Annotated in this window: 10 protein-coding genes; 4 read left to right on the top strand and 6 right to left on the bottom strand. The window is 48.7% G+C overall.

Going from position 1 to position 13592, the window contains the following annotated elements:
• Nucleotides 1-3: 3 nt before the first annotated feature.
• The 3 genes from BZG76_RS06215 to BZG76_RS06205 all read right to left on the bottom strand — a co-directional run bounded on the left by BZG76_RS06215 (nt 4) and on the right by BZG76_RS06205 (nt 3294).
• Nucleotides 4-486, bottom strand: a complete 483-nt coding sequence (locus tag BZG76_RS06215; RefSeq protein WP_021023238.1) for a YajQ family cyclic di-GMP-binding protein — start codon at nt 484-486, stop codon at nt 4-6.
• A 53-nt stretch (nt 487-539) separates the two neighbouring features.
• Nucleotides 540-1595 carry a 3-deoxy-7-phosphoheptulonate synthase gene (locus BZG76_RS06210; RefSeq protein WP_021023237.1) on the bottom strand — a complete coding sequence of 352 codons (1056 nt, stop codon included), beginning with the start codon at nt 1593-1595 and terminating at the stop codon, nt 540-542.
• Between the two features lie 229 nt (nt 1596-1824).
• Nucleotides 1825-3294, bottom strand: coding sequence for a protein adenylyltransferase SelO (locus BZG76_RS06205; RefSeq protein ID WP_077460568.1), 1470 nt, complete (start codon nt 3292-3294; stop codon nt 1825-1827).
• A 158-nt stretch (nt 3295-3452) separates the two neighbouring features.
• Between BZG76_RS06205 and BZG76_RS06200 the strand changes: the two genes are divergently transcribed.
• The gene (locus tag BZG76_RS06200) at nt 3453-4292 is read left to right on the top strand and encodes a CvfB family protein (protein ID WP_077460567.1); all 840 of its coding nucleotides are present in this window, start codon (nt 3453-3455) and stop codon (nt 4290-4292) included.
• A gap of 191 nt (nt 4293-4483) precedes the next feature.
• Here the strand turns inward: BZG76_RS06200 and BZG76_RS06195 are convergent, their stop codons facing one another.
• The 3 genes from BZG76_RS06195 to BZG76_RS06185 are packed head-to-tail and all read right to left on the bottom strand — an operon-like array spanning nt 4484 to nt 10147.
• Nucleotides 4484-7120 (bottom strand): PqiB family protein, encoded by a 2637-nt coding sequence (locus BZG76_RS06195; RefSeq protein WP_077460566.1) that lies wholly within the window; start codon nt 7118-7120, stop codon nt 4484-4486.
• Nucleotides 7083-8342: a paraquat-inducible protein A gene (locus BZG76_RS06190; protein WP_158011330.1), complete on the bottom strand. Its 1260-nt coding sequence runs from the start codon at nt 8340-8342 to the stop codon at nt 7083-7085. Before BZG76_RS06190 ends, BZG76_RS06195 begins: the two co-directional genes overlap by 38 nt.
• Before the next feature lie 2 nt (nt 8343-8344).
• The gene (locus BZG76_RS06185; protein WP_077460565.1) at nt 8345-10147 is read right to left on the bottom strand and encodes an ABC transporter ATP-binding protein; all 1803 of its coding nucleotides are present in this window, start codon (nt 10145-10147) and stop codon (nt 8345-8347) included.
• 76 nt (nt 10148-10223) lie between these two features.
• On the opposite strand from BZG76_RS06185, the gene BZG76_RS06180 reads away from it, so the two are divergent.
• From BZG76_RS06180 to prc, 3 genes are all read left to right on the top strand, one after another.
• On the top strand, nt 10224-10682 hold the full coding sequence (locus BZG76_RS06180; protein WP_077460564.1) for a GAF domain-containing protein: 459 nt from the start codon (nt 10224-10226) through the stop codon (nt 10680-10682).
• Between the two features lie 115 nt (nt 10683-10797).
• Entirely contained in the window at nt 10798-11454 is a 657-nt protein-coding gene (gene proQ, locus BZG76_RS06175; protein WP_077460563.1) for an RNA chaperone ProQ, read from the top strand.
• A 17-nt stretch (nt 11455-11471) separates the two neighbouring features.
• On the top strand, nt 11472-13499 hold the full coding sequence (prc, locus tag BZG76_RS06170) for a carboxy terminal-processing peptidase (protein WP_077460562.1): 2028 nt from the start codon (nt 11472-11474) through the stop codon (nt 13497-13499).
• Nucleotides 13500-13592 lie beyond the last annotated feature (93 nt).

Genomic DNA, 13592 nt, shown 5'->3' with positions numbered 1-13592 from the left:
CCGTTAGTCGCGGAAGTTCTCAAACTGAAAAGGTTGCTCAAAATCACTGTCTTTGATCAATTGAATTACAGCCTGTAAATCGTCGCGTTTCTTACCGGTAACACGGACTTGCTCACCTTGAATTTGCGTCTGGACCTTCATCTTGGCATCTTTGATCGCTTTGGTGATCTTTTTCGCCACTGGCGTCTCAATGCCATTTTTGAACTTCACCTGCTGTGAAAAGCTCTTACCGGAATGGACCATTTCCTGAATATCCATCGCGCGGGCATCAACACCACGCTTGGCCAAATTGCTGCGAAGCATATCCATCATTTGATTCACTTGAAAGTCAGCCTCAGCAATCACTTTTACCGCTTCTTTATCCAAGTCAAAATTGGCTTCCACACCACGAAAATCAAACCGTGTTGCCAGTTCACGATTGGCATTATCAACGGCATTTTTGAGTTCCACTTTGTCAATTTCAGACACAATATCAAATGAAGGCATAGTCTCATCCTAGTTAGGGGCATGCTCTGGACATGCCCATGTTCAATCAATGGTTATGTATTTTTTCGCGCCATGACAGCGTTGGCAAGTTGAGCCAAAACCTTTTCGGTATCTTCCCAGCCGAGACAAGGATCGGTAATCGACTGACCATAGGTGCGTGAATCGGCACTCCCCATTGCTTGATTACCTTCTTGTAAAAAACTCTCAGCCATAATGCCAGCGATCGCTTGCTCGCCACCATGGATTTGCGCGGCAATGTCTGCACACACCTCTAATTGACGACGGTGCTGCTTTTGGCAATTACCATGGCTAAAATCAACCACAAGCTTGGTAGGTAAGCCAAAACCTGCCAGCGTGTTCGCGGCTGCCTGTACATCATGCGCGTGATAATTCGGCTGGTGTCCGCCGCGCAAAATAACATGGCCGTCAGGGTTGCCGGCAGTGCGATAGATTGTCATGGCGCCATGTTTGTCCGGCGAGCAGAACAAATGCGATTCACGGCTCGCACGAATCGCGTCGACGGCAATAGTAATATTACCGTCGGTGCCATTTTTAAACCCAACAGGGCTTGAGAGCGCTGACGCCATCTCGCGATGAATTTGGGATTCGGTCGTTCGAGCGCCGATCGCGCCCCAGCTAATTAGGTCAGCAATATACTGACCGGTAATCATATCGAGAAACTCGGTCGCCGTCGGTAAACCCATTTTATTGATATCGAGCAGTAACTCACGCGCGGTGAATAGCCCCGCACGAATGTCGCCGCTACCGTCGAGGTGGGGATCGTTGATCAAGCCTTTCCAACCGACAACGGTGCGCGGCTTTTCAAAATAGGTGCGCATCACCACCAATAATTGATCTGTGTATTGATCGGCTAGGGTTTTGAGCTTTGCTGCGTAATCACGGGCCGCGGCTGGATCGTGAATCGAGCAAGGGCCGACGATCACGAGTAGTCTAGGGTCTCGGCCATTGAGAATATCGCTAATCGCACGTCGTGCGGTGGTTATGTGGTGAGCAACACTGTCAGTAACGGGGTGGGCAGCTTCCACCTCTGCAGGCGTAGGCATGGTATCGACCACACGGGTTCGAAGCTCGTCGGTTTTCAGTGGCATAGAGGACAGCCTTCCTCACATTTTTATCTGTTGCGAAGCCAGTAAGATAGCAAAAAAAGCGGCCTGTGAAAGCATCAATGTGATATCTGTTGGATTTTTTCTTCCAGAGCGGCAAGGTGTCACGCCTACCAACAGGTTACGCGTGACGATGATTGACGGATTGAATGAAGGTTATTATGTGACCCTGTCACTCAATCCCTTGATCAATCTGTGTGTTTAATACTCAGCACTAGGATGAACAACTCAAGGTGAGATCTTTGTCTTCTTCCGCGGGCCGTTGTGCGAGATGGGCCAATGCCGGATGTGCATCAAAGGGAGCGGCTAATACAGTGATAAGATCGTGCGTAGGTTGCATGTTACCTTGTTCTGCGGCATCAATGGCTTGCTGAGCCAGAGAGTTACGCAAAATAAATCCAGGGTTTGTTGCTCGCATACGGTTTAGTCGTTCAAGCGAATCAAGATGATGGATACGTTGATGGTAATCGCTTAGCCATTCACTCAAGCTGTCGGTATCGGCAATCATGTCTGAAAACTGACTGAGGCTTGGTGCGGTGAGTAGGGCGTCGTTTTCAATCTCGCTGAGCCGGCGAAAGAAAAGGGTATAATCGACCCCTTCGCTCTCAAGCAATGAAAAGAGCGCATTAAATAAATGGCTATCACCCTGCTGTGCGTCCGATAAGCCCAATTTATCACGCATTGCTTTGCTGTATGCCACTTGCAAATGATGTTCATAGCCGCCAAGAATGTCGTTGATCACCGCGCTGTCGAGAAGTGGCGTGAATGCGTAACCCAATGCGGAGAGGTTCCAAAGTCCAATGGCGGGTTGTTGGTTGAAGGCGTAGCGTCCGGTGTGATCCGTATGATTGCAAATATTGCTGGGATTGAAATCATCTAAAAATGCGTAGGGGCCATAGTCAAAGGTTTGGCCCAGGATCGACATATTGTCGGTATTCATCACGCCATGGTTAAAACCAACGGCTTGCCATTGAGCGATCATTCCAGCGGTGCGCTCGACAATTTCTTGCAGCAATGCCGCATACGGTTGCTCGGCTTTGGCAAGTTCAGGGAAATGACGCGCAATTACATAGTCGGCCAGTGTACGCAGCGCGTCATGTTGTTGGCTAAAAAATAAATACTCAAAATGACCAAAACGGACATGGCTTTCTGTCACCCGCAATAACGTTGCTGCGGTTTCCATTCGCTCACGCATGACGGGCGTGTCGCTCGTGGCCATGGCGAGGGCGTGCGTGGTTGGGATGCCAAGTCCGCGCATTGCTGCACTGGCTAAGTATTCACGGAGCGTTGATCGTAACACGGCCCGACCATCACCATGGCGACTATAAGGTGTTTTACCGGCCCCTTTTAGATGCCAATCCCACAGTGTGCCGCTGTTATCACGCCACTCGCCCAGTAATACGCCACGCCCATCACCGAGCGCTGGATTGTATTGACCAAACTGGTGCCCCGTGTATTTCATGGCAAAAGGCGTGCGGCCGGCCAAGGGTTGCTCTGCCGATAATAACGCGCGAAAGGTATCGCTTTTGATGTCTGCATCGGTTAAGCCGAGTTTTTCCGCCAAGGTGGCGTCATAGGTTAAAATTCGCCCGTTATCTAGCGGCGTTGGTGTAACGGACTTACCGAATGCGCTGCCCAACTGGCTAAAACTAAACCGAATGTGTTCGCCATTAAATACTGCCATGTTTCCCCCTTATTTGCTTTAGCCAGCCTAACAGGGTTACGACGACTAACAAGAGACAGAAAGTAAGGGTATTTTTTCTGCGACGCGTCGGATCAACAACGCATCTTACGTGTAAATTGCGTATACTTGGGGGCATTATTTTTTATCGTGTTGAGACAATGATTAAACTAGGCCAATTTAATACGCTTACTGTGGTCAAACAGGTAGACTTTGGGGTGTTTCTGGATGGAGATGACTACGGCAATATTCTCCTCCCCAAGCGTTATGTACCGCAGAATACTCAGCTTGGCGACGACCTTGATGTGTTTATTTATTTCGATTCTGAAGATGACATCATAGCGACCACCGAAACGCCTTATGTGCAAGTGGGTGAGTTTGCATCCTTGCGTTGTGTTGGGGTGAACTCAGTGGGCGCGTTTGTTGACTGGGGGCTGACTAAAGACTTGCTGGTGCCATTTAGTGAGCAACGCACGCGTATGGAAGAGGGCAAACCGTATGTTGTGCGCGTTTATACCGACAATGCATCAGGGCGCATTGTGGCGAGTCGTAAATTTAATAAGTTTATTAGCGACGCACAGCCCAAAATGCAACAGGGAGATAAAGTCACGGTACTGATCACGGATAACACCGATCTGGGCTATAAGTGTGTGGTCGACAATCAACACTGGGGACTGATTTATCGCGCTGAAGCGTTTGGTAAGTTGTTTATTGGCAAAAAACTCAGCGCCTACGTCAAACATGTACGCGACGATGGCAAAATGGATTTATCGCTACAAAAACCAGGTAAAGCCCGGGTCGATGAGTTAGGCGATAAAATCTTACGTACGCTGGAAAACAAAGACGGCTTCTTACCGCTGAATGATAAAAGTTCGCCTGATGCTATTTTTGCTTTATTTCGTACGAGCAAGGCAACCTTTAAAAAGACACTGGGTGGCTTGTATAAGCAGCGACAAATCCGGATCGAACACGATGGCATTTACTTAACTAAGTTCGATTAACATGACAAAAAAATGCCCGGTACGTCCTGTTCCGGGCTTAGGGAAAAGGCTCATTGGAGCCCGATGCCAATTCAACTTTGTTTCTTATAGTGTAGTTTGTCATTAGTGATTTTCCAGCGCATGAAGAAAATAATGCGGGCGTGGAAATGAAGATAAAAGGGTATCGCGACAGACGCGCGATACCCTGGGGATCATGGCTTGGGAATCGTTGTCCGCCACGCTTTCCATGCGGTTTTCCCTTCATCATGGAGTAAAAAATGCTGTTGATCCTGAGCGATAGGCTGAAGCGGCTTTTCCTCAGGGGTTGAGAAAGCAATCCCGCCTTTTAGCAAACTATCAATGGTTCCGCTTTTTAAATCGGCACCGGTTAATCCTATCGAGACATCCACGCCTGATTGATTCCAAAATACAGAGTTCTCGCGTACTAAATAGGCATAGTCGGGAGCAATGTGTAACTCGAATAAAACGCGATCAGCGAGTTCACCCAGTGTTATTTTAGCGACAGTGCCTACTTCTATTTCTCGATACAACACAGGCGTACCTCGGGTCACTGAATGGCGCGCATCGCTTTCTAATATCAAAGTGAGTCCTTGCGGATACTTTGGCGTCTCATGCAGGACAAACTGCTGGGAAAACTCACCTTGGCCGGGCTCGACGGAGATATAAGTTCCAAATAAAGAGTCTAAGTTTTCGGTCTTGGTCAGACTTAGTACGGGTTGCGTCAACCAAAAGTAACTCCCTTGACGCGCCAATGCGCGTTTATATTTCGGGTAGACCCTTGCCTGTATACGCACCTTCTCCTGGCTGAAATCTGGCGACATGTCGATCACTTCACCCACATCGACGCCTTGATAGCGAATCGCACTGCCTACTTTTACCCCATTGGCTTGGTCGACTGTCAGCATAATATCAACACCATATTGGGCTGCGTCTTGTTTGGAAGGGTAGAGCTTCCACTCTCCGTTGCGTTGATTACTGATCCCCGGCATGTCGCCAAACGCGATGCCACCATTGAGTAGCGAACGGACCGAGCCTGTATTAATTTCAACGCCACGTAAATTGGCTTTGATATCCAGTCCGGATTGGTTCCAAAACACTGTATTGCGATGAATTAAGTGCTTGTAGCGGTTATTGACAGCGATGGCGATGGTGACGCTCTGACCGTTTAATTGGTAACCCTCCACTTGACCGACAATAAAGTTACGATACATCACGGGGCTACCTTCACTGATACTGGGTAAGCGGTCAGCGACAAGCGTAAAGCGCGTTTGGCCTTGTGCGCTTTGGTTGGCATGTTTTGCTTGAATGGATGACGTGTAAAGCGGATAGGTATCGTTGGCGCCTTTCGCCCCCTCGCTGGTGAAGCTAAGCGCCGGATCGGCAATTTGTTCCATTGCAGGCACAACCACGTCGAGCCCTTTACCCGTTAGCTCACCAGTAATGCCGCCCAGGATGAAAAATTGCGATGCTTGTTTGACGAGGTGACGATATTGCGGGTCGATCACCACATCTATCGTGACATTGTCACTTTTATTGAAGCCGATATGGTCAATAAAGCCGACCTCTATGCCGCGGTGTAACACTTTTGTATGTTGAGAGAGACCATAGGCATCGTCTGCGGTCAGGGTGACGGTTAAGGCATTGTCTTGTTGTTTACGTTGTTGATGGCGGTTGGCAGCGGTGAATAGATGGTCCGATGTAACGGAATCTGCGTCCGCAGAACCTGGCTCAATCGATAAATAATTGCCAAGTACGAGGTTACCGATGTTTTTCAAGCCATCAAAGCCAATTTGTGGTTGCTCGATTTTTATACGCGTGTCTTTGTTCAGTAGCCAGGTCATACTGGGATCGAGTTTGGCGGTGGCGATAGGACCAGGATAATTGTCTGTGATCTCAATACGCGTAATTTCACCCACTTCTAATCCTTGGTAGGTGATCCGTGTGCCTCGGCCCGGCAGACCGTGATCAGCGGGTAAAGCGATGTTTAATGTTTGCCCCCGCGCGGCATGCGCGAGACTCGAATACAATTGAAATGGCTGATTCGCATCCGAACGAGGGCTGTTATTGGGAGAGTCGAACGCAATGCCTCCCGCAATTAAACTTGCCACGCTATCTAATTCGAGTTCAACGCCAGAAGCATCGATTCGTGTTTTAAGCCCACTGACCGACCAGAAACGTGTCTGCTCTTTTAGTAAGTGTGCGAATTGGGGTTCAATCAACGCTGAGAGCGTCACGCCTTGCGCGTCACTGTCGAGCCGATAGCTATAAACCTCGCCGACTTGAATTTTACGGTAATAAAGGGGAGAGCCGACATTAAGAGAGCCCAGGGTTGGTGCTCGCAGTTTCACCGTCGTCCCCGCCTTTTCGGCCATATCTGTCGGTGGCTCGTCGCGTGCGGTAAATGTCAGGCGAGGCTCACCTTTTCCTGGCTGCAAAGCAATGTAGTTACCGGATACTAAGGTTTCTAAGCCACTGATCCCAGTGATGGAGGCGCGAGGCTTGACCAGCCAAAATTCGGTCCCAGAGGTTAAAAGCTGTGTGGCTTCTGGATAGATATTGGCATCGACATAAATACCATCAAGATCGTCAGCCAAGGTAATATTGCGCACCTTGCCGACCTCCAGCCCTTGATAGCGGATAATGGTCCGCCCAGCCTCTAATCCTTGTGCATCACTAAAAAGAATCTGGATCCGTTGCCCGGCTTCATTGATTGACTGAAACACCAACCATGCGGCTAAACCTAGCGCCAGTATAGGGAGTATCCATAGTGGAGACAGGCCATAGGTGGTTTTAATTATCGGTGAGGGTAGGTCTTGTTTGTCGCTCATGATGATCCCATATCAAACGCGTATCAAGAAATTCGGTGGCGAGCATGGTTAATACCACGACAATGCCAAACGCGATGGCGCCCGGCCCGGGGGTAAAGTCCATAATGCGGCCACGATCAATTAATGCCACCATAAATGCAATGACGAATAAGTCCATCATTGACCATTTTCCGATCCACTTAACCCCACGATATAGCCACATATGCTGACGAGGTGTAATGGCAGTGCGGCGCCGAAAACTGATTAGTATTAATCCTAGCCCCAAGATTTTGGCCACTGGAACGATGATGCTGGCGGTGAAAATGATCACGGCAATACCAGGCATGCCATTATTGATTAAGCTCGCCACCCCAGAGAAGATGGTGTCTTCAAGCCGAATACCGTTAGAAAATAAAATTGAGATCGGATACACGTTGGCTGGAAACAAAAAAATACTGGCCGTGATCAAACATGCCCATGTCTTTTGCTCACTGCGAATGACACGCCGATAAAGGGGCTGGTGGCAGCGCTGGCACGCGCCTTGGTCTGCGGTCTGTGTTAAGCCACAGTGACCACAACGAATGAGTGTGGACGCATTGTCCGAAGGTGTCGCAGCTAAAGAAAAAGTATCCCAGTATCTTTGTGTATTCACTCTGACCAGCAGCACAGAGAGCAAGATCTGGATAACCGCGTAACAGGCGAGGCCGATGGAGAAATGCAGGGAGGCATAGTCTTGAATTTTAAAACAAGCGATGGCCAAACTGACCATCAAAACATCCGCCATGACCCAATGACGACTATGGTCAACTACCTTGACCGCAAGACGAAAGCACCGAATCGCTTGACGTCGTCGTGCAAGGTGTAAAGTGAGTAAAGCGCTGGTAAAGATAAGTGGCCCTAGAGAGGCACAAATCACCACGAGCGCAGCCACAAAAGGAAAGTCGGACCAAAGGCGCGCAGCACCGGTCAATACTGAGGCGTTGATCGTTGAACCTAATAAATCTATCGATAGCAAAGGTTGGAGATGGGCTGGCAAGAAAAGGATAAGTATCGTCAAGGTTAACGCGATTTCACTATTAAATGATAAGCGTCGACCCTGTGCGAGTTTGGTCGCGCAGCGTGGGCAAATGGCAAGGTGGTCGTAACCCGTTTGGCAGCCTTGTAGCACCTGATCACAACCCGGGCACCTTATCTGACTTGGATAAGATACCGACAGGGTGTTATCTGGTGGTTGCGTTATCACGATTATTTCCCTGCCACCTGTTGAAGTTGCCCATATAAGGTTTGATACACACCGGGTGCATTCACCAGTTCGGTGTGTGTCCCTTGTTGACTGACCTGACCTTCATCGAGCACATAAATCAGATCGGCTTCTTTAACCGCTGACAGCCGATGCGCAACAATCAGTGTCGTACGACCGGCTAAAAAGGTTTGCATTGCTTGATGCAGCGCGTGCTCAGTGGCAGTATCGAGTGCCGACGTGGCTTCATCTAAAATCACCAGTTTAGGATCGCCGAGCAGCATACGCGCAATTGCAACACGCTGGCGCTGACCGCCTGATAAGCGCACCCCTTGGCGTCCCAGTGGGGTCTCTAAGCCCTGAGTCAGCTGATTCACGACATCGCCGAGCTGTGCGCGCTCCAACGCTTGCCAGAGCGTCGCATCATCAAACTCACGCCCCAGACTTAAATTATTTCTTAAGGTATCATTAAACAGTATGGGCTGTTGCAATACCACGGCAATTTGATGACGAAGCGCATCCATCTTGATGTCATGAATGGAATGGCCATTAAAGCGAATATCCCCCTGTTCTACAGAGTAGAGCCCTAACAACAGCTGAATGAGGGTTGATTTACCGCCTCCACTTGCGCCGACGAGGGCCACGCGTTGTCCGGCCGGGATCTGCATGGTGAGACCATCGAGAACCGCTTTGTCATCATCATACGCAAAGTGAAGATTATCTATCTCAACATCGATTGCTTGCGGGTTCTCCCTCCCTGAAACGAGCTCACCTGGATCGATCCCCTCTGGACGCCGAGTTTCTTCGGGTAATTGCAAGACCTCGTTAATCCGAGTCATCGCTGCTTTGGCGCTATACCACGCAAACTGTATCCCGAGTAGCTCTTGAACTGGCCCGAGCATAAACCATAGATAGCCAAACACGGCAAACATCAAGCCGATAGAAAGATCACTAAAAAAGACCATGCCCATCGCGACCGCGCGAAAGAGTTCAAAGCCGACTAAAAACATTAAGAACGAAAGACGACCCGCCGCCTCAGATTGCCACGCGTATTTATCGGCGCTCACTTTAATATCATTGGCACTGTCATCAAGTTGCTTTAAATAGGTCCGCTCTCGGTTAGCGGCGCGAAGTTGATATAATCCGTCTAGGGTATCGACCAGTCGCTGTTGGAACTGTTCAAAGGCTCGGTTTTCGCGCGTTTTAAGGTGTTTTACGCGTTGGCCTAGGGCACGACTCAGCGCCACCACAATGGGATTAATCAATAAGATAAACAAGCCTAATCGCCAGTCAATCCAAAGCAAAACCACCGCTGTCCCGGTGACAGTGAGGATCCCGATAATAAATTTACTCAGCGTGGTCCCGATAAACTTATCGATGGTTTCCACATCGGTGACAAGGTGAGAAGTCAGCCCGCCACTGCCACGAAGTTCGTACTCTCGCATGCTGATACGGCCGAGTTTTGCAATCAGGTGCTGACGGATTTTATAGGTGATGGCTTTACCCACCAGCGTAAATTGGCGACCTTGTAAGATGTTCAACCCTTGGCTGATAGTGCGCATTAATATCACGATCACTAAGACAGCAGCGATATAGTACGCAGCCTGTTGCCAGCTTTGTGGCAGTATTGTGTTAAGTACCGACAGCCCCCAATCGGGTTTGTCGAGTAGCACCTCGTCGACCAACAATGGCATCAATAGCGGAATTGGCACACTGATGAGCGTGGCAGCAATGGCGACCACGTTTGCCCAGATTAGCCGCGTTCGATGAGGTCGTGCTTGGTCAAGAAGCCAGCGCCAAGTGATCATAAATCAAGATACTCAATTGAAATGTCTTTGGATTCTTTCTATTGTAATGGTCTTGTTGATTGAGATGCAGTGATTTATGGAAAACAAAGCGGATTTTTATCGTTTGTTAACGCAACAAGCGGTGGCTTTATGTGAAGGTGAGCCTAACCTTATCGCTAAGCTTGCTAATGTGAGCGCCTTGCTAAATAGCCAACTTGACGATATCAACTGGGTAGGATTTTATCTGGATGACGGTGACGAGTTAGTGCTTGGACCATTTCAAGGCCAACCCGCGTGTGTTCGTATTCCTTTTGATAAAGGTGTATGCGGTGCGGCTTATCGACAAGATATTGTCATGCGAGTTGAAGATGTCCATGCTTTTGAAGGACATATCGCCTGTGATGCCGCCAGTAACGCTGAAATTGTTCTGCCAGTACAGGTAAACGGACAACGGCATGCGGTACTCGATATTGATAGTCCAAGTATCGGTCGATTTGACCAAGAAGATGAGCATGGACTGGCTACCTTGGTCAAAGAAATGCAAAAACACTTATGATTTCGCCAATCTTGGTAGTTTTTTAATATCAGGTATCTATAATACGCACCACTTTCATACTTAAATACACGTAGATACGCTGCTGCAGTTTTGCTGCAGCAGGCCAGGAAAAAACATGGAAAATACTGAAAAGCTCGCGAACAGCAAAGAAGTCATTGCCTATATTGCTGAACGTTTCCCTAAATGTTTTACTGTTGAAGGCGAAGCCAAGCCATTAAAAATTGGTATTTTTCAAGATCTTGCGACTCGTCTTGACGGCGATCCCAAGGTAAGCAAAACCCAATTGCGCGCCGCGCTTCGTCAGTACACGTCTTCCTGGCGTTATCTGCACAGCGTGAAACCCGGTGCGTCACGCGTCGATTTAGATGGCAATGCGTGCGGCGAGTTAGAGCAAGAGCATATTGATCATGCGGCTCAGGCTCTAGCAGAAAGTAAAGCACGGGCCGCTGAGCGTCGTAAGCAACAACAGGCGAAAAAAGCGGAGTCTCAGGCGAAAAACGGTGAAAAAGCGCCAGTCAAAGGCAAAAAAGCGGCAGCGCAATCGGCAAAAGGCCGTACAAGTAAACCAAAGCCCGCTAAAATGACTAAGAAAGAGAGTGAGCCACGTCGCGAACTCAGCGCCAACGACGTTGTCGTAGGCAAAGACGTAAATGTGAACATGGGCAATGGTAATTTACCTGCGACCATTGTTGAAATTAATAAGGATGAGGTGCGGGTTCGCCTAACTAACGGATTAACTATGTTAGTAAAAGCGGAGCACCTCAGCGCCTAAAGGAGACTCCTCGACGCATGTTTTGTCGACGCCGCGTTTCGGCGATTGCTGCCAGCCTCATGCTGGCAGCATCTGCCCAGGCCATAGAGGCCGATTTTCAACTCAGTGAGTTACCTTCACTCTCTGCTGAACCTCAACATGAAACCGCTTCTAAGCGGGTAACCTCTCGTTTTACCCGATCGCACTACAAGCAGTTTACGCTCGATGACGCGTTCTCAGCGGCTATTTTTAAACGCTACCTTGAAACGCTGGACTATAACCGTGTCTTTTTGACTCAGGATGATGTCGACACGCTATCGCGTTGGAAAGATCGTTTAGATGACCAATTAAAGGCGGGTGAAACAGAAGCCGCGTATGCGATTTATAACCGGGTTCTCAAAAAGCGCTTTGAACGCTATCAGTACGCTTTAAAAGTACTCGATAAACCGTTTGATTTTTCCGCAGATGAGAGCATGGTACTGGATCGTACTGAGCGACCATGGGCGGCAAATCAAGCGGAGCTTGATACGATTTGGGACAAGCGAGTCAAAAATGACGCATTGAACTTACGCCTAGCAGGGAAAGAGGATGATGCGATCCGCGACACCCTAGGGAAACGGTATAACAGTGCGTTAAAACGTCTCACACAAAGCCATAGTGAAGATGTGTTTCAAGTCTACATGAACGCCTTCGCCCGTGAGGTTGATCCGCATACGAGCTACTTATCTCCCCGTAATGCCGAACAATTTCAATCGGAAATGAACCTGTCTCTTGAAGGGATTGGTGCCGTTTTACAGGTTAAAAACGAATATACCGTCATTCGTTCTCTGGTTGCTGGTGGTCCTGCGTCCAAGTCAAAACAGTTGTCACCAGGTGACCGCATTATTGGTGTTGGCCAGGAAGACGAATCGGTTGTCGACGTTATTGGCTGGCGTCTGGATGACGTGGTGGAACTGATCAAAGGCCCGAAAGGGAGCGAGGTTCAACTCAAAATTCTTCCTGAAGGCGCTAATGCTAAAAGTTACAACGTCACGTTAACCCGCGATAAAATTCGTCTTGAAGATCGTGCGGTGAAGTCGGAAGTGATCGCGCGCGGCGAAGATAAAATTGGTGTACTCACGGTACCGGGGTTTTATGTCGGCTTAGCCGACGATACCAAAAAAGAACTGGCAAACTTACAAGAGAAAGATGTCAGTGGCATCGTTGTCGATTTACGTAATAACGGTGGCGGGGCGCTGAGTGAAGCAACGGCGCTCAGTGGTTTGTTCATCGACAAAGGCCCGATTGTGCAAGTAAGAGACAGCTACGGTCGAGTGAAAGTCAACGCCGACAGTGATGGCAAAAGCTATTACGATGGCCCAATGACCGTGCTGATAAATCGCTATAGTGCCTCTGCGTCGGAAATTTTTGCCGCTGCCATGCAGGATTATGATCGAGCGGTAGTGATTGGCGAACAATCGTTTGGTAAAGGAACAGTGCAACAGCATCGTTCGCTCAACCATATTTACGATTTGTTCGATAACCCACTGGGTTACGTGCAATATACAATCCAAAAGTTTTATCGCATCAGTGGCGGCAGTACCCAAAATAAAGGTGTCGTACCTGACATTGCGTTTCCATCGCCTGTATCGCCTGATGAAACCGGTGAAAGTATGGAAGACAATGCATTGCCTTGGGATCGTATTGAAAAAGCCGATTATCAGGCACAGTCTTTGCCTGAATCAGTGATTGATACCCTCGCGCAACGTCATCAAGCAAGGATTGCTGACGATCGAGAGTTCGGTTTTATTCGTCAAGATATCGCGCGCTATCAAAAAGAGAAGGACGACAATACCTTGTCTTTAAATGAGAAAGTACGACGTCAAGAGATGGATGACGAAGATGCAGACCGCTTAGCGCGTTTAAATGCACGTCAAGAAGCCATGGGTGAGCCTCGCTTCAAGTCACTCGATGATGTACCTAAAGAGTATGAAGAGCCCGATGCCTACCTAGACGAAGCCGCCAGTATTACGCGAGATCTGGTTAATCTCACGACATCGCTTAACAAGTCATCTCTTAACGAGTAGTGCGCCCGAAAAAGACACGACTGTGATCACTACAAGCCTGGGTCATCCGACCTGGGCTTTTTTTCACTCAAAATGAGAACTAGGTCTAATCTT

The organism is Salinivibrio sp. AR647 (assembly GCF_001995415.1).
Lineage (GTDB): Bacteria > Pseudomonadota > Gammaproteobacteria > Enterobacterales > Vibrionaceae > Salinivibrio > Salinivibrio costicola.
This window is presented reverse-complemented; position numbering and strand designations above follow the sequence as displayed.

Excerpts from the sequence above, each read along its gene's own strand:
- BZG76_RS06180 (WP_077460564.1), top strand. The coding sequence starts at position 10,224 with ATGGAAAACAAAGCGGATTTTTATCGTTTGTTAACGCAACAAGCGGTG.
- BZG76_RS06210 (WP_021023237.1), bottom strand. The coding sequence starts at position 1,595 with ATGCCACTGAAAACCGACGAGCTTCGAACCCGTGTGGTCGATACCATG.
- BZG76_RS06200 (WP_077460567.1), top strand. The coding sequence starts at position 3,453 with ATGATTAAACTAGGCCAATTTAATACGCTTACTGTGGTCAAACAGGTA.
- BZG76_RS06205 (WP_077460568.1), bottom strand. The coding sequence starts at position 3,294 with ATGGCAGTATTTAATGGCGAACACATTCGGTTTAGTTTTAGCCAGTTG.
- proQ (WP_077460563.1), top strand. The coding sequence starts at position 10,798 with ATGGAAAATACTGAAAAGCTCGCGAACAGCAAAGAAGTCATTGCCTAT.
- BZG76_RS06195 (WP_077460566.1), bottom strand. The coding sequence starts at position 7,120 with ATGAGCGACAAACAAGACCTACCCTCACCGATAATTAAAACCACCTAT.
- BZG76_RS06185 (WP_077460565.1), bottom strand. The coding sequence starts at position 10,147 with ATGATCACTTGGCGCTGGCTTCTTGACCAAGCACGACCTCATCGAACG.
- BZG76_RS06215 (WP_021023238.1), bottom strand. The coding sequence starts at position 486 with ATGCCTTCATTTGATATTGTGTCTGAAATTGACAAAGTGGAACTCAAA.
- prc (WP_077460562.1), top strand. The coding sequence starts at position 11,472 with ATGTTTTGTCGACGCCGCGTTTCGGCGATTGCTGCCAGCCTCATGCTG.